Below are 19,113 nucleotides of genomic sequence, written 5' to 3'. Positions count from 1 at the left end.
ATTTACCTGTCAGAGTGAAAATAATTGTAAACAATACTCGCTTTACTTGCGCCTATTATACTTGTAAGTTCTTGATTTTCAGCTTCTTTAATCCTTTTTACGCTCTTCAGTTTCTTTAATAATGCGTCTTTTGTCTTTGGTCCGACGCCCTTGATATTATCTAACTCGCTGTGTAACTGATTTTTAGAGCGTTTTTTGCGGTGGAAGGAGATAGCGTAGCGGTGCACTTCATCCTGTATCTGGGTGAGAACCTTGAAGAGTTCGCCCTTGATGTCTAAGGCAATTGTCTGTTGTGGGAATCCGAAAAGGAGTTCGTTGGTGCGGTGGCGGTCGTCTTTGGCGAGTCCTGCAATGGGGATATTCAGATGGAGTTCGTCTTCGACCACCTCTCTGACCACTTCCATCTGCCCCTTTCCACCATCCGTGATGATGAGGTCGGGCAGGGGAGTTTCTTCTTCCTGCATCCGGCTGTAACGTCGTCTGACAACCTCTTGCATGGATGCGTAGTCGTCAGGACCAGTTACTGTCTTGATGTTGTATTTGCGATAATCCTTCTTGGAGGGCTTCATTCCCTTATATACTATACAGCCAGCGACAGCGTCAGTGCCGGAAATGTTGGAGTTATCAAAGCATTCTATGTGATAAGGTAGCTTCGTTAACTTCAGCTTTTCCTGTAGTTCTCGCATCAAACGGGTCTGTTTTTGCTCTGGATTCAGCTTTTCTGTTTGTTTCAAGCGGTCGAACTTGTATTGCTTGGCATTCATCTCTGAAAGCTCTAAAAGATGATGTTTGTCGCCCCGCTGTGGGATAAAGAACTCTGCACCTTTCACTTTGAAATCAAGTTCAAAGGGGACGATAATCTCCTTGGCTGTGCTGTTGAACCGTTCACGTATCTCTGGAATAGCCTCGTTAAGCAGTTCTTCATCGGACTCATCGAGCTTACGCTTGTATTCATAAGTGAAACTTTGATTGATTGCACCGTTGGTTACGTGAATATAATTGATAAAAGCATTCTTTCTTGTATCGTCGCTTACAATTGTGAATACATCGACATCTGTAATCGTATGACTAACGATTTCGCTCTTTGCAGCGAAGTTATCGAGAGCGAGATAGCGTTGTTTACAGAGTTCAGCTTCCTCAAACCGCAGCTCTTCTGCATATTTCTCCATTTGTTTTTTCAGGAGTTTCTGGACTTCACGGGTGTTTCCTTTCAATACTTCCCGTGCTTGTTTTATAGCTTCCTGATAATCTTCATAACTTTGTTTGTTGATACAAGGAGCTCCACAGTTATGTAGATGATACTCTAAGCAAGGCTTGTATTTACCTTGCTCGATTCCTTCTTTCGTAATAGGGAAGCGACAGGTGCGGGGCTTGTATACCTTCTTTATAATGTCAAGAATGGCGTACATGCTTCCGATGTGGCTGTAAGGACCGTAGAAAGTGCCGTAGCGTTTGTTGATAGTGCGTGTCTTGAAGATGCGTGGGAAGTATTCGTTTGTTACGCAAATACTGGGATAAGTCTTTCCATCTTTGAGCAATACATTGTATTTTGGCTTGTATTGCTTGATAAGTTGATTCTCTATCAAAAGCGCATCTTCCTCTGTCTTGACCACAGAGTAGGAAATATCGTGAATCTTAGAAACCAGTACTTTTGTCTTGAAGCGGTCAACCTCTTTATGAAAGTATGATGAAACACGCCTCTTCAGATTCTTTGCTTTGCCGACATAGATGATAGTTTTCTCATTATCATAGAACTGATACGTGCCCGGTTTCTCGGGCATGTTGAGCACAATGTTCTTTAGATAAGCTGTTCGCTTCAAGTTTTCTTCTTTATTCATTTTGCGTAACTCCTTTGTTTAAAGGTGTTTTAAAACGTTTTGTTTCACGTGGAACGTGAAGGCTGTTTCACGTGTTTGCTGGTGTCGACGGGCTTCGAAGAGAAGGGAGGGGGAAGGATGTTGTAATCTAAGAGTATGTGGGCAAGTAGCAGAGATGTATTTTAAAAGAGACGAGGAGCGGCCCGATCTGCGGGATGCTCCTCGTTCTTTTATTTTCATTTCATTTCCTCTTTGTTATTTAAAAGGGTAGGGAGGAAAGATACTTGTCACAGTCTTGCTGATTAGAATTGGAGCAAAGAACTAATTTCAACGTCCTTGTCGAACTGGTCACGGCTATTAGGAAACTCCGTGTGAAGTTCGATAATGAAGTTACAATACACTTTCTTTGGCTTGAACTTCTTGACGAGGTCGCAGGCAGCCTTCATCGTTCCGCCTGTTGCAAGGAGGTCGTCGTGGAGGAGAACAATGTCATTCTCGTTGATAGCATCCTTGTGAATTTCGATTGTGTCCATGCCGTATTCCTTCTGATAACTCTCCTGTACGGTCTCACAAGGGAGCTTTCCTGGCTTGCGGCAAAGCACGATACCTGCACCTAAACGGGTTGCAACGGCAGACGACATAACGAAGCCACGGCTCTCGATACCCACAATTTTAGTTACACCCTTGTCTTCGTAGAGTTCAACCATTTCGTCAGTAATCTCCTGAAGAGCTTCAGGTGACTTGAACAGGGTGGTAACATCTCGGAAGTTAACACCCTTAATAGGCCAATCCGGGATACATCTCAGGTTGTCTAATAATAGTTCTTTGTTCATTTTCAGATTGTTATATAGTTTTGTTTTATGCATTTGTTTCACGTGAAACAGTATGCTTTTCCGAGCTTGTCAGACTGCTGTTCCGTTCACGTGTTGGACCTTTTCAGTTCCATTACACTTATCTTCCCATCAGGACAAGCAGTACATTGATGTCACTTGGACTAACTCCAGGGATGCGACTTGCCTGTGCGAGCGTTTCCGGTTGAATCTGCTCTAACTTCTGTCGGCACTCTGTTGAAAGGTCATGCAGCTCACTATACCTGAAGTGTCCTTTGATTTTTATATCTTCAAGGCGGTGCATCTTTTCAGCAAATACACGTTCACGGTCAATATAGCCCTTGTACTTCAATTTGATTTCCGCAGCCTCGGCAATCTCTTCCTTGCGGTTAGGCGAAGCCTCAATAGCCTCCTTCAGGCTCGGAACAACAGCTGAGAGATTCTCGAAGTTGATCTGTGGTCGTGCCACAAGTTCTGTAATCTTAGTTGCTCCCTTGATAGGAGACGTTCCCAATTGTTCCAAGAAACCGTTTACTAAATCCGGCTTGACCGAAGTGTTGTTACAGAAGTCAAGAATACGGTTGATATTCTCCTTCTTCTGCATCCACCAGTCGTAGCGGTCCTGCTTAGCTGTACCTATATTATAAGCCCGCTCCGTCAGACGTGCATCAGCATCATCCTGACGTAGAAGAATACGGTATTCTGCACGCGAAGTAAACATGCGGTAAGGCTCGTCAACGCCCTTTGTCGTGAGGTCATCAATCAGCACACCGATGTAACTCTCGTCCCTGTTCATAACGAAAGGCTCCTTGCCAGCGCAGAACAGGGCGGCATTGATACCCGCCACCAAGCCTTGTCCGCCCGCTTCCTCGTATCCAGTGGTACCATTCACCTGTCCGGCAAAGAACAATCCTTCGATGACTTTCGACTCCAACGACTGCTTCAGCTGTGTAGGGTCAAAGTAATCATATTCGATGGCATAGCCCGGGCGATAGATTTTTGCGTCACGCAGGGCGGGAATCTTGTGTATAGCCTCTAACTGAACCTCCCAAGGCATACTTGAAGAAAAGCCGTTCAGATACATTTCGTTCGTATCCACGCCCTCTGGTTCAAGGAAGAGCGGATGGCTGTTCTTGTCGGGAAAGGTGACGAGTTTCGTCTCTATCGAAGGACAATAGCGTGGACCTGTACTCTGAATCTGCCCGTTGAAGAGGGGAGAGTCAGCCACTCCACGGCGCAGCACCTCGTGCGCTTCCTCATTCGTGTTGCAGGTCCAGCAGGGCAGCTGTGGCAGCTGGCGGTGCGGGCCATAGAAAGAGAACTGGTGATAATCCGTCTCTCCCGGCTGTGGTTCCATCTCGTCGAAGTGAACCGAACGGCGGTCAATACGCACGGGAGTACCGGTTTTCATACGTTTGGCACGAATACCGTGACGCGTGATACTCTCTGTAAAGTTGTGAACAGCAGGCTCTGCGCATCGTCCACCTTCCACCTTTCGCTTGCCGATGTGCATCAGTCCGTTGAGGAATGTGCCAGCAGTGATAACCACCGTACGTGCATAGATGTCAATACCCCATATTGTTCTGACTCCCAACACTTTATCATTCTCTACCAGTAATTCGTCGGCTTGGTCCTGAAAGATGTCAAGGTTGTCAGTATGGTCGAGTATTGTCCGCCATTCCCAGATGAACTTGCCACGGTCACACTGCGCTCGTGGACTCCATACGGCAGGTCCTTTCGACCGGTTCAGCATACGGAACTGTATCGCTGTTGCGTCGGTTACCAGTCCCATATAGCCCCCAAGAGCATCTATCTCTCTGACTATCTGTCCTTTAGCAATTCCTCCGACAGCTGGATTACAGCTCATCTGACCGATTTTATTCATATCCATTGTTACCAAACAGGTGTTTGCACCCATGTTGGCTGCTGCTGTTGCAGCCTCGCAACCTGCGTGTCCACCGCCGATAACAAGTACATCATACTTGAATTTCATCGTCTTTTTACAAAAGTATAGGGGCACAACACCCCTAATTTAAAACGTCACAAAATTAAGAAATAAAATCGAATTATGAATAGATTATAGGTAGAAAAGTTCCTTGATGAATAAGCTCCCTTGGTTAATTCAGCAGCCACGCAATGCCAAAGCCGATGTTATTGTATCGGGAAAACTCGTTAAAACAGATGTCACTGTATGCGTTTAATTGCAGTCGTGGCGTAAGCATATAAGTCAGTCCGAACTCACTCATACAGTTGAAATGGCTGCTGCGTCTCGCTTTTGCCCAGTCGTCCTGTCGCTGAGAGTTGTAGCGGTTATAGCTTTCGACGAAGAAGCTCCACTTGTCAGAAGGCTGATAGGTTAGGTTGATACCGAAGAAAAGGTCGGGATTGTTCGTGTCGCCGCTCCAATCACTCCCCACTTCATAGCCCAGTGTGAACTTACTGCTCAGCTCGTTCTCAAATAGCAGATGCGCCTGAAAGCCGACATGACCGGGCAGGTAGCGTGCATGACTGCCTCCGGGAATGAGCAATGTACCCATAAAAGCAACTTTCGGCAAGCTCTTTCCACCCTCATAAACCTTGATTTTCGTTCCAATAGCAGCATTGGCGATGCCTCCGTAGTTTCCTTCCGATGTGTGGGTAAGACATTCGTCTATCTGCAGTCTCAACTCAGCCTGTGGAGTCATTCCGAGACGGAACATTGATGTGTTGACAGTCCATGTACGTTCATGCGCACCGTTTCTCCTGTTCCATTCGTGCGAGAAACCAGTTTCCCAGTCAATCTTTCCTTGGGGCATTATGCTGACGCCGGTTGTTGCACCGGGTGCGTCTGGCGAGAAGTCGTCGTTGTCCTGTGCCATTGAGCGCACTGGAACGAGTGTGAGGAGAGACAGACACAAAGCTATCCTTAACCCTTTTTTGATAGGTCATCATTGTTTTCTTTCCTGTTGATAATGTTTCTGTTTGTTTTGATAAAGACTACACCCCCTGTTTTATAATACTATACCTCTATACTAATCTTCATGCGGATAGTGTTGTTCCTGCGACAAAGATACGTATTAATTGGATGAAAACAGCTTTTTTATAGTTAAAGTAAATGGAGAACGGAGAAACAGGACCTGATGTTGGATTGTTTCTCCGTATTATCTGCATTTTAAGTTATCAGTTTGCCGTGTATTGTCCATTAAATATTTGACACCTTGTACTTTTCCCGTTCCCCCTTAGGCAGTGAGCCCAGCACTCGTTGGTAAGCATCATCAATAAGCTCAAAGATACGCTTGTCGGGTATATCCTGATTGAAGTAGACGGATATCCAATGCTTGTGGTTCATGTGATAGCCGGGCTTTACAGCTTCGTATTCAGCCTGTAAGTCGGCAGAGACATCTGGGGCAGACTTCAGGTCGCAGAAGTCGAAGACCTCAATATTCACAAAGCAGAACCACTTGTCGCCGATGGAGAATACCAGCAGGTTGCGGTCGTAATCATTGTTAGCCTTGTCAAACGGCATCTTTTCTGTGACACCGTTCAGTGGAAGGCAGTGTTGGCGGAATTCCTCAATGTTCATTCTATATTGATATTTGCACGTGCGGCCTGCGACATTTGCAGCCTGTGCGTAAGTTTATAATATTTACCGTCTTTATAGAAGTTGGCACCAGTCTGCATAAAATGAAAGCCTATGCCCGCTTGTTCGCATTGTCTGCGCACATCCAATATCCATTCATAATGACAGGGACGGGCGTATGTTCCCGATTCACCTCCAACGGTGATGCGCTCAATACCATTCAGTGAACCTCGGAAGTCAATGCTTTCAAGCATCGGTTCTACAATGATTTCACGATGTATGAGTGGAGCCGCTTGAAAGATGGGGAGCCGTTCGTCCGTTCGTCGCTGGTTCTCCATCGTACAGCAGATATAGACACGCTCTTCCAGCTCTTCCCAATACGCAGGTAGGCATTCTGTGATACGTTCAGGGCGTTTCGTCACCATAAAGAACTGCAAGTCCTGTCGTTTCAGCATCATCAGCCATGCTTCCTCCCTCCATTCGTCCATTTCTTCGATGAAGAAGTCTGACGAGAAGCACGTCATCACCATCGTTCCGGCAGGAATCTTCCACTCTCCTTTCCTGTTCTTTTTCATCGGAAGGTTGAATGTAGTGGTCTTGCGCACGATATTCGTGTCTATGCCGTACTGCCCATCGCGAGTGAAGACGTAGCAATGCTTGCAGCCTTCACTCTTGCGGTGACAGCCGTGTATGAGATTCCAGAGCGTCATTTCTTTTTCTTTACGATGTCGAACGAGTCCTTAATCAGTTCCTTTATCAGGTTGCTGTCTGCCCGCATCACGTCTATGCCAATCCAGTATTTGGCATTGCCGTTATAGGGATGGTCGATGAAGTCATACCGTTCTATGAGTTCTGTCACCTTTTCCGGCTGGCATTTCACCGTTACGTGCGTCAGGTCGTTGATGTCAAAGTAGCAGAAGATATGTCCGCCGATGTAGAAAGCAAGCACGTCTTTTGCAGCCTTGAACTGCTGAAAAGGGAACTTCTCTTCGGTCTCTTCTGATAGTGACAGGCAGTAACGCCTTAATTCCTCAATATCCATTCCGCTTTCTTTACTTGGTTATGTATGATGACAAAGATACATATTTTCTGCTTGATAGTCAGTTTCTTTTGATGCGAAATGTTGTTAAATCACAAATTCTTTTCACGAAGAAAAATGTTTCTTTTCATGAAGAAAAATATTTCTTTTCGTGAAAATAATTGTTTTTTTTCATGAAGAAAATTTGCAGTTCTGTGTTTTCAAGTTGCAACGCTATTAATCATCTGTAACATTCTTTGCTTGACTTTGTCATTACGAAAAGGCTGTTTTGTATCCAATTAATCTGTAGGATTTCGTAGTATCTTGGAGTAGGTGGAATTTCAATGACCGATTTGTAATAATGAAATGAGTTGAACGTGGTCTTTAAAAAAACTTAATCAGCTTGTTTAATGAGGATTAATGCTTATATTTGTGAAATGATGAAGAAACTACATCAGATAATGACGTAGAAAGTTCATAGCTCACGATGTGTATATCATTTTAGTGGGATATTTATCTGGCTTATAACAGATTATGTTTATGTTGGCTGTTTGTTTTTCATAACTTATAGCTTGTGTAGGAGTAAAATAGTTGTAAGATGAGAATATATAATATCACGGAAATAAGTCAACTCAGTTTGAACGGTCATGTGGGGATGAGCAATGAGACTTCACAGCAATGGAAGGTGTCGACCACAGAGAATGGGCACATTGTTGTAGATGTGTTGGAACGTCCGAAGCCTCAGCAGCATGCCGAGGCAGAGCTGTATGGGCTGCTGGATGAGGTAAACAAGGTAATTGACAGGGTCGAGTTTGGTTTTGATATGTCGGATAAGTTGACGGTTTATAACAGTCATGAGATAGCAGAAAGGTATCTGGCCTGTCGTGAGAAACTCAAAGAACGTTATGGCAGTGACCAGTCTATCATGCAGTTGCTTGATATTGTCGGGAAATCTGTGAATGATTTTGGTCAAGAGATGCGCAGTTCATTGGTTTATTATACGCTTTGGTCATGGTTTGGCGGTGGAAAGTTTTTCCACTTAACACCCTTGTCTATTCTTCATGCCAACCATTATCTGGATGCTATGATTGTGAGGAAGAAGAAAGAGAAGTTGGAGGATGGGACAATCCATCTCATGGAAAGTGGTACAGGAGAACTTGATGATGTGTCTGGTTTCCAGCAAGTATTTGCTAAAGAGATTCTTCCTTTGACCAGTGGCGCACCATTCTGTTACTCATATTCTGTCGATACAGAGTATTTCTGTGCAGAGGATTATCAGCCTTTCTTTGACAAGGCTGTAACGTTTGCCAAGGAGCAGGCAAGCGAGGACTATGTTTATACAAATCGTATTGAATTTAAACTTGTGGAGGATAAGGTATGAGTTCAGACAAAGGCGCTGATGATGTGCTGTATATTGAGCATGGCGACTTCACCGTTTGTACCTGTGGTGCACATCAGTCACTTATCGAGGTGAAAAGCCAGATGTACGTAAAGCGTGAAAATGGACATTTAATAGCAACGGAGAAAGACCGTATGCACCCATGTCACATTTGCCTTAAGGCGACTACTGCTGCAACGGTGGTAGGAGCTATTTCCGGTTTAATGTGTCGTGGCTTAACTTTTGCAGGTGCAGTTGTAGGAGCCATAGTAGGTGCTGTCGTCGGTGGCTATAGAGGCTATGACAAGAGTGGTGGCAGTGTATGGGGAGCTATCAAGGGAGCTGTCAAGGGAGCAGCTGGGGGAGCTCGGCTGGGACTTTTGGGTTATGGAGTGTGGGGAGGTATAAAAGATGCGTTACTTGCACAGATGGCAATGAAAGTAGTCAATATATGTGCCTTCTTTACCCGTTCTTTCTTTTGGACGAAAGTACATCCCAAGGTAAGGATTGGTGGGCATCGTGCTTTGTTGGAAGGTGCAAAACTCGGTTGTACGCTTGGCGGGGTTGTCTCTGTTATCAGGCCTAATTATAGCAAAGCGTCTGATATGCTGTGCCTAAGTTACTTTACTTATGATCGTAAGACAGCAGAGGAAAAGAAATTGGTAGACGAAGCCATAAGACCCTATGAACGTTACGATTTTGAAGAGGCTGTCAGTAAGTTTGATGATGATTATAAGGAAGAACTGACGAATAAACTGAAAAACAAGGAACTTGCTGGATACAAGAGGGTCGAGGGTAAAGATTTAGATTACTTGGGTATAAGTACGAGTGATTTGCAAAATCGCAACCACGGATTCAAGGCAGAGGTTTATACGGATTCGGAAGGCAATTGTATTCTTGCATTTCGAGGAACAACAAGCGACCCACGTGACATGGGAAAACGAGACCTGCCGTTTATGCCTAACTGGAGCTGGGATTGGATAGATGACAACGCCTCGCAAGGCTTAGGACTGGGAAGTGAGCAGTATGAAGATGCCATACGCTTAGCGCAAAAGATAAATGCGAATAAGCCGGAAGGTAAAGAATTAATTATCACGGGTCATTCTCTGGGTGGCGGCTTGGCTACTGCTGCTGGTGCTGCTACAGGAAGTGAGACTTATGCTTTTAACCCTGCAGGTGTACACCCTAATACCTATGAGATGTATGGTATCAAGAATCCTGATACATCAAAGGTACACACCTATTATTCTAATCAGGATTTCCTGAATATGGGTAATAATCTGCTTGAACTTATGCCAGACTCAGCAGGTGAAAGAATACGACTTCATACCGCTGATGAGTTTGATTTTTCCGATGGTCATGATTTGCCGTTATTGCTTCAGGCTATAGAGAAGAAAAAGGCAGAACAAAGCCGTGAAATTATCGCCAAAGAATATAAAGCAATGTAAGAATGAAGAATATTCTGACAATATTATTAATCACATTAAGCTCTTGTAGTATGTTCAAAAGCAATCCCCCATACGCTGGGTATTTCAGTAATGCAGAGTTTCCTGTTATAGAAGCGATACACAACAAGGATAAGGAAACCTTGAAGACAATGATGAAGCAAGGTTGGAATGTTAATTCTACGGGTAAGTACGGTATGTCATATCTGCTATATGCAGTGTGGGAAAAGAATTATCCGATGACGGAGTTCCTTTTAGAGAACGGTGCCGATCCTAACTTCCTGTCTAATATATGGGATGAGACTCCGAATGATGGAGAAGCGTATCTGCCTCTTTCGACAGTCTGCAACGGTAAGTACAATACGAAGTTTATTAAGTTACTTATTGACCATGGTGCCAATGTCAATGATGACCGTGCAATCCTGCCTATTTGTGAAGCGGCATCAAGCAATGACAAGCAGAAGATTGAGTATCTTTTGGAACACGGGGCAGATATCAATAAGTTCAATCACAATAAGGAAACTGTAATTACCGACCAGGCTGTTGTGTACAAATGGGAAATGGTTTTGTGGTTATGGGACAAAGGTGCCGACCCCATGAAAGCTGGAGGAACTGGGCGGAATACTGGTGGAAAGAGCAACGTTGCATATTGGGTACAGGTCGCCATAGATGGCACTGGACTGACCAATGAGGGCGAACGTGTTAAAAGACGCCTTGAAAGTATTGGTGTCACATTTCCATACCAGCCTGCGCAAAAGAAAGATACTGAGGCTGAGAAATAAAACACTTGAGCTTGATCACACTAAGTTCTTGCAGTATGTTCAAGAATAAAGTACGACATGTGGAATACTGCAGTTTGGTATAATACCCCCTTATAAACACGATACACAGCAAGGATAAGGTCATTCTTAAGTGTCTGAAAAGCGTTGGAATCAAATTCTTTTCGTGAAAAAAATATTTTTCTTCATGAAAATAAATATTTCTTTTCACGAAAATAATTATTTCTTTTCATGAAAAGAAATTCCTGTTCATTGTTTTTTGGCATCAGTTGATGGGCGAAATTCATTTTAATTACTTATCTTTGCAGGTAGAATCCCTTGTTTTTAGAAAGGGAAGCAATCGTGTTACCATTTTTTAATCGACTTGACCTTGTGCGGAAGTATATGGCAGTCGGAAGCAAAATATTAAGAACCTACATGAAACAAAAGAAACTTTTAGTTACTTTCGCTTTGGGCTTATGTGCCCTTACGGCTGCTCATGCGCAGGATAATGAGTTCGACTTAGGCAGTCAGCGTTCGGAAGTACAGTTGGTAAATCCTGTTCCCGGCAAGAAGATTGACCATCAGGGACTCGTTATTAATCCTACACCACGTTACGTGAAACTGACAGGTGAGGGCACGGTAGACATCAGTGGCGGTATTAAACTTGAACAGCCAATGCCAGCTCGTAAGCTCTTTTGGGACTATTGGAGGGATATTGACTTCCTTTCCCGTGCTGATAAGGGATTCCCGATGAAGATACAGCTGGCAAAGATACCAGTGATTATGGACAAGGGCGACCAGAACAGCGGGACTGCAGATGGTGGCTATACGCTAAGAATCACCAAGAAGGGCATCACCCTTCAGGCTTTTGATGACTTGGGAGTATTCTATGGTATCCAGACTTTGCGACAGATTATGGAGAATCCGTCAGTAGAAGGCGGAAAGAAACTGCCTTGTCTGGAAATCAATGATGCACCGGTATTCCCTTATCGTGGCGTTGTTGAGGGTTTCTACGGTACACCGTGGTCACACGCAGTACGCCTGTCATTGATTGACTTCTATGGTAAGTATAAGATGAATACTTATATCTACGGACCGAAGGACGACCCATATCACAGTTCTCCTAACTGGCGTCTGCCTTATCCGGAGAATGAAATGAAGGACATCAAGGAACTTGTTGCAGCCTGCAAGAAGAACCGTGTTGACTTTGTCTGGGCTATCCATCCGGGCAAGGATATCAAGTGGAATGAGGAGGACTACCAGAACCTTCTGCATAAGCTCGAGCTTATGTATCAGAATGGTGTGCAGTCATTTGCCATCTTCTTCGATGATATTTCAGGCGAGGGAACCAACCCTAACCGACAGGTTGAGCTGTTGAACCGTTTGACAAAGGAGTTTGTGAAGACCAAGAGGGATGTGGCTCCGCTCATTATCTGTCCTACTGACTATTCCAAGCTGTGGGCAAAGGCTGGCGAGGACGGTCCGTTGAGCATCTATGGCAAGACTCTCGACCCTTCTGTACGTGTGTTCTGGACGGGTGATGTTGTCTGCAGTGACGTGACAAAGAGCACGCTCGACTGGGTGGACAGCCGCATCAAGCGTCCTGCATTCTTCTGGTGGAACTACGCCGTTACCGACTATGTGCGCAATCTTATCCTGCAAGGTCCTGTCTATGGATTGGAAACTTCGCTGACGAACAACGATATGTGCGGACTTGTCAGTAACCCGATGGAGCACGGAGAAGCGTCAAAGCTGTCGCTTTACAGTGTGGCTGATTACACATGGAATCCATCTGTTTATAATCCGATTGACAGCTGGGAGCGTGGCTTGGAGGTGATGATGCCTCGTGCAAAGGATGCTTACCGCACCTTCGCCATCCACTCTGCTGATACGGAAACAGGCTATCGCCGTGACGAGTCTTGGGAGACTGAGACCTTCCGTCTGACTGATTACACACTGGCAAAGCGTGACAACCTCTATAAGGAGTTCGAGCGTGTGGCAAAGGCACCTGCTGAGATTGAGGCTGGTTGCACAGACGAGCTGCTGATAAAAGAGCTGAGGCCGTGGCTTACGGAGTTTGCCAAGCTCGGAGAGCGTGGCAAGAAGGCTATCGAACTGATGGACCTCTATCGTAGTGGTGACAATCTGAAGTTCTGGAGCAGCTATGTCAAGAGCCGTATGTCCTTGGAAGACAAGAATGCTTATGAGGCTCACAAGTCGGGTACTATGAAGCTGCAGCCTTTTTACGATTTCGCTATGGAGGACCTTGGTGATGCTTTCTATGAGAAACTTTCAGGTGAAAAGGCATTCACACTGCGTGGTATTGGTTCTTACAAGAGCCTCAAGACCACACAGGCAGGATTGATGCTTGATGGCGATAGCACTACACACTATACCTCTGGTGTGGCTCAGAAGGCTGGTGACTGGATGGGTGTAGCCCTTCCTGAACCAATGTCTGTTCGTGAGGTGCATGTTCTTCAGGGTCGTAACTCTAAGGACGACTGCGACTTCTATGACCATGCAACACTCGAATACTCTGTTGATGGTAAGACATGGCAGCCTATGCTGGCTGATATGAAGAACCGGTATGACATCCTCTGGCAGGGCGAACCGGTGCAGGCACGTTACATCCGTTTGCGTCGTCTTGACTCAGAGCGCACGAACTGGGCTGCTATCCGCTCGTTTGTAGTGACTCCTGCTGGTGTAGCATCGCTTGAGTTTGCTAATTCTAAGGCTGAAGCAAATGATGTTCTCCGTGCATTCGACCATCAGCCAGTTACATCTTTCAAAAATACTGGTGAGGTTTCATTTGAAGTACCAAGCGGTATGACTTCTTACATTTTCCTGCTTTCGTTGCCAGAAGGCGGCTCAGTCCGTGTCTGCCAGTATGACAAGCGTAACAAGCTGAAGGCTGAAATGACTTCAAGTGAGCCTTTCTTTACCATTGATGTCGCAAAGAAAGTAACACGTATTGCGCTGATCGGCAAGGCTGAAGTGTTTGAGATTATTCCGAAGAAGTAAGTTGTTGGTTGACGAGTTGACGAGTCTACAAGTAGACAAGTTGCTTGTTAAAAGACAACAATAAATAGAAATAGGGACAAACGATGGTGTCTGTCCCTATTGTTTGTGATATGGTTGAGTGAATGATAAACTGAGAAATAAGACGATTAAGACTGAATTCATTTCTTTACGTTAAAGGTTAATACAGAACCTTTCTTCAAGGTAACTGTGCGATTGGAATTGTCACTAAACATAGGAATGTCCTTGGTGCAAGTCAAAGTTAGGATTTCTCCAGTCTTAGTCTTCTTATATTGATGCTTCAAGTTTTTGATATGTATATCACACGCACCATCATAATCGTTTATATGATAATCTTCTTTATTGATAGTCAGACATAATACGTCTGCATAAGCATAGGTACTGTATTGTACGCTTACGCCGTTAAAATGAGCGTTATAAATCTTAAAGAATTTGTCGCATACGTCATCTTCGTCAGGTATAACAGTGAAGTATGCTTTTGGAGCTTTACCCTTGACGGCGATTGTCTTGCCCACAACAATATGGAGGTCAGCATAAGCATCCATAGATAGCTCTATCTCGCTTTTACTGTTGTTGAATATTGACTTCAAAAAAGCTGGTCTGCTCTTGTAGTCCAGATTGTTATCTTGAGCATTGGCAACCATGCAGGACAATGTAAGTAATAAACTTAAAATAATCTTTTTCATTGCTTATTTTTTAATGTTGATATATTAATTCGTTTGAGTTCTGTGAATGTTTGAATTCAAGGTATGTTTTTCGTTATCTTTGTTTATGAATTGTAGTTGTTTTGTTGTAGTTTATGTTAAGTAAACTTGGTACCGCTGCAAATGTAGATAATAGTTTTTAAATAAACAAGCGTTGGATAGATTTAAAATAGGATGACTTTGTTTTCGGTATTTTCTAACAACAAGTTGCCTCCACTTCGGTAACATTCTGTAAGGTATTTAGCCCTCCGCACCATTGGTGTTAACGCTCCGCACCATTGGTGCTTACCAATCGCACGGCATGTGCTGGGTAAAAACACATCGGCTCAAGACGGGAAGAAAGGGTCTTTATGACAAATAGTAATACGCTAATAGCTAACTGATATGGGAAGGGTTTACCAGACAGTACTAATCTTTTTATTCTACTTCACAGATGAATAAAAATTACTATACAGGTCTGAAAGTTTTTGTCTAACTTTCGAGGTCCATGTAACTTCTAAATATATCCTCATTTGTTAGGATAGGCTAAGCCTCCTTTATTTTAAGTCTAAATACTGGACATTTTGTTTAAAATACTTTGATAAATCATTAAAATATAGTATTTTTGCACCATATTACGTATGTGGTTATACCGACTTTTTGGTATTGCGATTGACAAAACATGATTTCGATGGGGAGACTGACCGCTGTTTTTCCGCCGTATTGACCTATTTGAATAATAATTCTAACAGTTTAAATATTTAAAAACAAAACATTTATGTGGTTATTTAATTCATCTATTGGTAGAAAGGTGATTATGTCCGTTACGGGTATGTCCCTGATCCTATTCATGACGTTCCACTGCTGTATGAATCTTGTTGCGCTCTTTTCTGAAAAGGGTTACAACATGATTTGTGCGCTGTTGGGTGCTAACTGGTATGCTGTAGCAGCTACTGCAGCCCTTGGCGCATTGACAGTTTGTCACATCGTTTATGCGTTCATTCTTACAGCACAGAACCGCCGTGCACGTGGTGATAACCGTTATGCAGTTACAGAGAAGCCTGCAACAGTAGAGTGGGCAAGCCAGAACATGCTCGTTCTCGGTATCATCGTGCTGCTCGGTCTTGGACTTCACTTTTTCAACTTCTGGTACAATATGATGTTTGCAGAGCTTACTCATGTCAAATTTATGTATGAACCAGCTGATGGTTTTGCTTACATTCAGTACACTTTCTCTAAACCAGTGTATGTAGTTCTCTATGTTATCTGGCTTGCAGCATTGTGGTTCCATCTCTCTCACGGTTTCTGGAGTGCTATGCAGACAGTAGGTATCAATGGTAAGGTATGGTTCAACCGTTGGAAGACCATCGGTAACGTTTATGTTACACTGTTGATGCTCGGTTATCTCCTTGTAGTGCTTGCATTTGCTTTCCATTGTGCACCAAGCCTTTGCTGTGCTGCATAATTAAGTATCTAAATTGAAAATTTAATTCAAAACAATCATGACTAAGACATTAAATTCCAGAATACCAGAAGGACCAGTAGCTGAGAAATGGACCAACTATAAGGCTCATCAGCGTTTGGTTAACCCAAAGAATAAACTGAAACTGGATGTTATCGTTGTCGGTACAGGTCTGGCTGGTGCCAGTGCTGCCGCTTCTCTCGGTGAGATGGGCTTCAACGTATATAACTTCTGCATCCAGGATTCACCACGTCGTGCGCACTCTATCGCTGCACAGGGTGGTATCAATGCTGCAAAGAACTATCAGAATGATGGTGACTCTGTTTACCGTCTGTTCTACGATACAGTAAAGGGTGGTGACTACCGTGCTCGTGAGGCTAACGTATATCGTCTGGCTGAGGTGTCAAACGACATCATCGACCAGTGCGTTGCACAGGGAGTTCCATTCGCTCGTGAGTATGGTGGTATGCTTGCCAACCGTTCTTTCGGTGGTGCACAGGTAAGCCGTACTTTCTATGCAAAGGGTCAGACCGGTCAGCAGCTGTTGCTCGGTGCTTACTCTTCATTGAGTGCACAGGTTGAGACTGGTAAGGTGAAGCTCTATACTCGTTATGAGATGGAGGACGTAGTTATCGTTGACGGTCACGCTCGTGGTATCATTGCAAAGAACCTCGTGACTGGTGAATTAGAGCGTTTCACAGCTAATGCTGTTGTTATCGCTACTGGTGGTTACGGTAACGCATACTTCCTTTCAACCAATGCTATGGGTTGTAACTGTACAGCTGCTATCCAGTGTTACCGTAAGGGTGCTTATATGGCTAACCCATCTTACGTTCAGATTCACCCAACTTGTATTCCTGTACACGGCGACAAGCAGTCAAAGCTGACCCTTATGTCAGAGTCTCTGCGTAATGACGGACGTATCTGGGTTCCAAAGAAAGAGGAAGATGCAAAGGCATTGCAGGCTGGTACGAAGAAGGGATCCGATATTCCGGAGGAAGACCGTGACTACTACTTGGAGCGTCGTTACCCGGCATTCGGTAACCTCGTACCTCGTGACGTTGCTTCACGTGCTGCTAAGGAGCGTTGCGACCACGGCTTTGGTGTTAATAACACTGGTCTTGCTGTGTTCCTCGACTTCTCTGAGTCAATCAACCGCCTCGGTATTGATACAATTCTCCAGCGTTATGGTAACCTCTTCGATATGTATGAGGAGATTACAGACGTTAACCCAGGCGAGCTTGCTAATGAGATTAACGGCGTGAAGTACTACAATCCAATGATGATTTTCCCTGCTATCCACTACACAATGGGTGGTATCTGGGTTGACTACGAGCTGATGACAACCGTTCCTGGTCTGTTCTCAATCGGTGAGTGTAACTTCTCTGACCACGGTGCTAACCGTCTTGGTGCTTCTGCTTTGATGCAGGGTCTTGCTGATGGTTACTTCGTATTGCCATATACTATCCAGAACTATCTCGCTGATCAGGCACTCTGGGGCAAGGTTTCAACTGACCGTCCTGAGTTTGTTGAGGCTGAGAAGGCTGTTATGGCTGAGACAGATCGCCTGATGGGTATCCAGGGTAAGCGTTCTGTTGACTCACTCCACAAGGAGCTCGGTCATATCATGTGGGAGTATGTAGGTATGGGTCGTACTAAGGAAGGTCTTGAGGAAGGTCTCAAGCAGTTGAAGGCTCTTCGTGAGGAGTTCAACACTAACCTCTTCATTCCTGGTAAGAAGGAAGGCTTGAACGTCGAGCTTGACAAGGCTATCCACCTCCGTGACTTCATCCTTATGGGTGAGCTCGTTGCTCGTGATGCTTTGCATCGTGAGGAAAGCTGCGGTGGTCACTTCCGTGAGGAGCACCAGACTGAGGAAGGTGAGGCTAAGCGTGACGATGAGAACTTCTTTTATGTTGGCTGCTGGGAGTATCAGGGTGATGACACCAAGACTCCAGAGCTTATCAAGGAACCTCTCGAGTATGAGGCAATCAAGGTACAAACACGTAACTATAAGAACTAATTAAGATGGCAAGAAATATATCATTCACAATTAAGTATTGGAAGCAGAACGGTCCACAGGACCAGGGTCATTTCGATACACATGAGATGAAGAACATCCCAGACGACACCTCATTCCTTGAGATGCTTGATATCCTCAACGAGGAACTTATCGAGGCTGGTGATGAGCCTTTCGTCTTCGACCACGACTGCCGCGAGGGTATCTGCGGTATGTGCTCACTCTATATCAACGGTACTCCACACGGTAAGACTGAGCGTGGTGCAACAACCTGTCAGCTTTATATGCGCCGTTTCAACGATGGTGATGTTATCACTGTTGAGCCATGGCGTTCAGCTGGTTTCCCAGTTATCAAGGACTGTATGATTGACCGTACGGCCTTCGATAAGATTATCCAGGCTGGTGGTTACACAACGATCCGTACCGGTCAGGCACAGGATGCGAATGCTATTCTTATCTCTAAGGACAATGCTGATGAGGCGATGGACTGCGCAACATGTATCGGTTGTGGTGCTTGTGTAGCTGCATGTAAGAATGGTTCTGCTATGCTCTTCGTTTCATCTAAGGTTAGCCAGCTGGCTCTCTTGCCACAGGGTCGTCCTGAGGCTGCTAAGCGTGCCAAGGCAATGGTTGCCAAGATGGATGAGGTTGGCTTCGGTAACTGTACCAACACACGTGCTTGCGAGGCTGTTTGTCCTAAGAACGAGAAGATTGCTAACATCGCTCGTCTGAACCGTGAGTTCATCAAGGCAAAGTTTGCTGATTAATCATAAGCAACTGGCAGTGGTTATTAAGACCGCTGCCAAACTTATTCTTAAATAGAAAATCCCATGGCTCTGTATATGAGTTGTGGGATTTTTTGTTTATATGCTCGGTTGAGTTTGTATGAGTTATAGGTAATGTTTGTCACGCCTACTGTTTGCTTCAAAAGAAAAAATTGCCTATATTTGCATTGTTATCTTAACTATTAGGATGAAAGAAAGGATTCTTATGAGACGGAACTTAATATTAGGGGCATTTTCTATCGTATTATTACTTTGCATAGTGGCTTGCTCAAATACTTCGTTTGTTGAGCATAATGCCGTTGCTTCTGATGCATCA

At 44.5% G+C, this 19,113-nt stretch carries 15 protein-coding genes; 7 read left to right on the top strand and 8 right to left on the bottom strand.

Translation table 11 applies throughout. The features are described from left to right. Positions 1-2 precede the first annotated feature (2 nt). The 7 genes from uvrC to ADJ77_RS06270 form a co-directional block, all read right to left on the bottom strand. A complete protein-coding gene (uvrC, locus tag ADJ77_RS06300) occupies positions 3-1,838 on the bottom strand; it encodes an excinuclease ABC subunit UvrC (RefSeq protein ID WP_025077660.1) in 1,836 nt (611 codons plus the stop codon). A 281-nt stretch (positions 1,839-2,119) separates the two neighbouring features. Next, positions 2,120-2,650, bottom strand: coding sequence for an adenine phosphoribosyltransferase (locus ADJ77_RS06295; protein ID WP_025077661.1), 531 nt, complete (start codon positions 2,648-2,650; stop codon positions 2,120-2,122). Positions 2,651-2,768: 118 nt separating this feature from the next. Continuing rightward, the gene (gene mnmG, locus ADJ77_RS06290) at positions 2,769-4,640 is read right to left on the bottom strand and encodes a tRNA uridine-5-carboxymethylaminomethyl(34) synthesis enzyme MnmG (RefSeq protein ID WP_050696151.1); all 1,872 of its coding nucleotides are present in this window, start codon (positions 4,638-4,640) and stop codon (positions 2,769-2,771) included. 124 nt (positions 4,641-4,764) lie between these two features. Beyond that, on the bottom strand, positions 4,765-5,505 hold the full coding sequence (locus ADJ77_RS06285; RefSeq protein WP_081784408.1) for a transporter: 741 nt from the start codon (positions 5,503-5,505) through the stop codon (positions 4,765-4,767). A 323-nt stretch (positions 5,506-5,828) separates the two neighbouring features. After that, positions 5,829-6,209: an MmcQ/YjbR family DNA-binding protein gene (locus ADJ77_RS06280; protein WP_025077663.1), complete on the bottom strand. Its 381-nt coding sequence runs from the start codon at positions 6,207-6,209 to the stop codon at positions 5,829-5,831. After that, positions 6,206-6,916 (bottom strand): DUF5131 family protein, encoded by a 711-nt coding sequence (locus tag ADJ77_RS06275; protein WP_025077664.1) that lies wholly within the window; start codon positions 6,914-6,916, stop codon positions 6,206-6,208. The genes ADJ77_RS06280 and ADJ77_RS06275 overlap by 4 nt, the downstream gene beginning before the upstream one ends. After that, positions 6,913-7,248, bottom strand: coding sequence for an MmcQ/YjbR family DNA-binding protein (locus ADJ77_RS06270; protein WP_050696150.1), 336 nt, complete (start codon positions 7,246-7,248; stop codon positions 6,913-6,915). Before ADJ77_RS06270 ends, ADJ77_RS06275 begins: the two co-directional genes overlap by 4 nt. A 574-nt stretch (positions 7,249-7,822) precedes the next feature. On the opposite strand from ADJ77_RS06270, the gene ADJ77_RS06265 reads away from it, so the two are divergent. The 4 genes from ADJ77_RS06265 (at position 7,823) to ADJ77_RS06250 (ending at position 13,829) form a co-directional block, all read left to right on the top strand. Continuing rightward, positions 7,823-8,605, top strand: coding sequence for a hypothetical protein (locus ADJ77_RS06265; protein ID WP_025077665.1), 783 nt, complete (start codon positions 7,823-7,825; stop codon positions 8,603-8,605). Further along, positions 8,602-10,050, top strand: a complete 1,449-nt coding sequence (locus ADJ77_RS06260) for a DUF4280 domain-containing protein (RefSeq protein ID WP_025077666.1) — start codon at positions 8,602-8,604, stop codon at positions 10,048-10,050. Before ADJ77_RS06265 ends, ADJ77_RS06260 begins: the two co-directional genes overlap by 4 nt. 2 nt (positions 10,051-10,052) lie before the next feature. Beyond that, positions 10,053-10,829, top strand: coding sequence for an ankyrin repeat domain-containing protein (locus tag ADJ77_RS06255; RefSeq protein ID WP_042740805.1), 777 nt, complete (start codon positions 10,053-10,055; stop codon positions 10,827-10,829). A 414-nt stretch (positions 10,830-11,243) separates the two neighbouring features. Beyond that, positions 11,244-13,829, top strand: a complete 2,586-nt coding sequence (locus ADJ77_RS06250) for a beta-N-acetylglucosaminidase domain-containing protein (RefSeq protein WP_050696227.1) — start codon at positions 11,244-11,246, stop codon at positions 13,827-13,829. Positions 13,830-13,987: 158 nt separating this feature from the next. On the opposite strand, the gene ADJ77_RS06245 is transcribed toward ADJ77_RS06250, so the two are convergent. Further along, entirely contained in the window at positions 13,988-14,533 is a 546-nt protein-coding gene (locus ADJ77_RS06245; protein WP_234398040.1) for a hypothetical protein, read from the bottom strand. A 775-nt stretch (positions 14,534-15,308) separates the two neighbouring features. Here ADJ77_RS06245 and ADJ77_RS06240 point away from each other — a divergent pair. Genes ADJ77_RS06240 through ADJ77_RS06230 form a run of 3 tightly spaced genes read left to right on the top strand, consistent with a single transcriptional unit; the run spans position 15,309 to position 18,779 of the window. Further along, positions 15,309-15,995, top strand: a complete 687-nt coding sequence (locus ADJ77_RS06240) for a fumarate reductase (protein ID WP_025077669.1) — start codon at positions 15,309-15,311, stop codon at positions 15,993-15,995. A 37-nt stretch (positions 15,996-16,032) separates the two neighbouring features. Then, the gene (locus tag ADJ77_RS06235) at positions 16,033-18,015 is read left to right on the top strand and encodes a fumarate reductase/succinate dehydrogenase flavoprotein subunit (protein ID WP_050696148.1); all 1,983 of its coding nucleotides are present in this window, start codon (positions 16,033-16,035) and stop codon (positions 18,013-18,015) included. A 5-nt stretch (positions 18,016-18,020) separates the two neighbouring features. Further along, complete coding sequence (locus ADJ77_RS06230) at positions 18,021-18,779, top strand: succinate dehydrogenase/fumarate reductase iron-sulfur subunit (RefSeq protein WP_025077670.1); 759 nt, start codon at positions 18,021-18,023, stop codon at positions 18,777-18,779. Positions 18,780-19,113 lie beyond the last annotated feature (334 nt).

This window comes from Prevotella fusca JCM 17724, from assembly GCF_001262015.1.
Classification (GTDB): domain Bacteria; phylum Bacteroidota; class Bacteroidia; order Bacteroidales; family Bacteroidaceae; genus Prevotella; species Prevotella fusca.
This window is presented reverse-complemented; position numbering and strand designations above follow the sequence as displayed.

What these genes read in the sequence shown, in the direction of transcription:
- uvrC (WP_025077660.1), bottom strand. Translation starts at nt 1,838, where the DNA reads ATGAATAAAGAAGAAAACTTGAAGCGAACAGCTTATCTAAAGAACATT.
- ADJ77_RS06295 (WP_025077661.1), bottom strand. Translation starts at nt 2,650, where the DNA reads ATGAACAAAGAACTATTATTAGACAACCTGAGATGTATCCCGGATTGG.
- mnmG (WP_050696151.1), bottom strand. Translation starts at nt 4,640, where the DNA reads ATGAAATTCAAGTATGATGTACTTGTTATCGGCGGTGGACACGCAGGT.
- ADJ77_RS06285 (WP_081784408.1), bottom strand. Translation starts at nt 5,505, where the DNA reads ATGGCACAGGACAACGACGACTTCTCGCCAGACGCACCCGGTGCAACA.
- ADJ77_RS06280 (WP_025077663.1), bottom strand. Translation starts at nt 6,209, where the DNA reads ATGAACATTGAGGAATTCCGCCAACACTGCCTTCCACTGAACGGTGTC.
- ADJ77_RS06275 (WP_025077664.1), bottom strand. Translation starts at nt 6,916, where the DNA reads ATGACGCTCTGGAATCTCATACACGGCTGTCACCGCAAGAGTGAAGGC.
- ADJ77_RS06270 (WP_050696150.1), bottom strand. Translation starts at nt 7,248, where the DNA reads ATGGATATTGAGGAATTAAGGCGTTACTGCCTGTCACTATCAGAAGAG.
- ADJ77_RS06265 (WP_025077665.1), top strand. Translation starts at nt 7,823, where the DNA reads ATGAGAATATATAATATCACGGAAATAAGTCAACTCAGTTTGAACGGT.
- ADJ77_RS06260 (WP_025077666.1), top strand. Translation starts at nt 8,602, where the DNA reads ATGAGTTCAGACAAAGGCGCTGATGATGTGCTGTATATTGAGCATGGC.
- ADJ77_RS06255 (WP_042740805.1), top strand. Translation starts at nt 10,053, where the DNA reads ATGAAGAATATTCTGACAATATTATTAATCACATTAAGCTCTTGTAGT.
- ADJ77_RS06250 (WP_050696227.1), top strand. Translation starts at nt 11,244, where the DNA reads ATGAAACAAAAGAAACTTTTAGTTACTTTCGCTTTGGGCTTATGTGCC.
- ADJ77_RS06245 (WP_234398040.1), bottom strand. Translation starts at nt 14,533, where the DNA reads ATGAAAAAGATTATTTTAAGTTTATTACTTACATTGTCCTGCATGGTT.
- ADJ77_RS06240 (WP_025077669.1), top strand. Translation starts at nt 15,309, where the DNA reads ATGTGGTTATTTAATTCATCTATTGGTAGAAAGGTGATTATGTCCGTT.
- ADJ77_RS06235 (WP_050696148.1), top strand. Translation starts at nt 16,033, where the DNA reads ATGACTAAGACATTAAATTCCAGAATACCAGAAGGACCAGTAGCTGAG.
- ADJ77_RS06230 (WP_025077670.1), top strand. Translation starts at nt 18,021, where the DNA reads ATGGCAAGAAATATATCATTCACAATTAAGTATTGGAAGCAGAACGGT.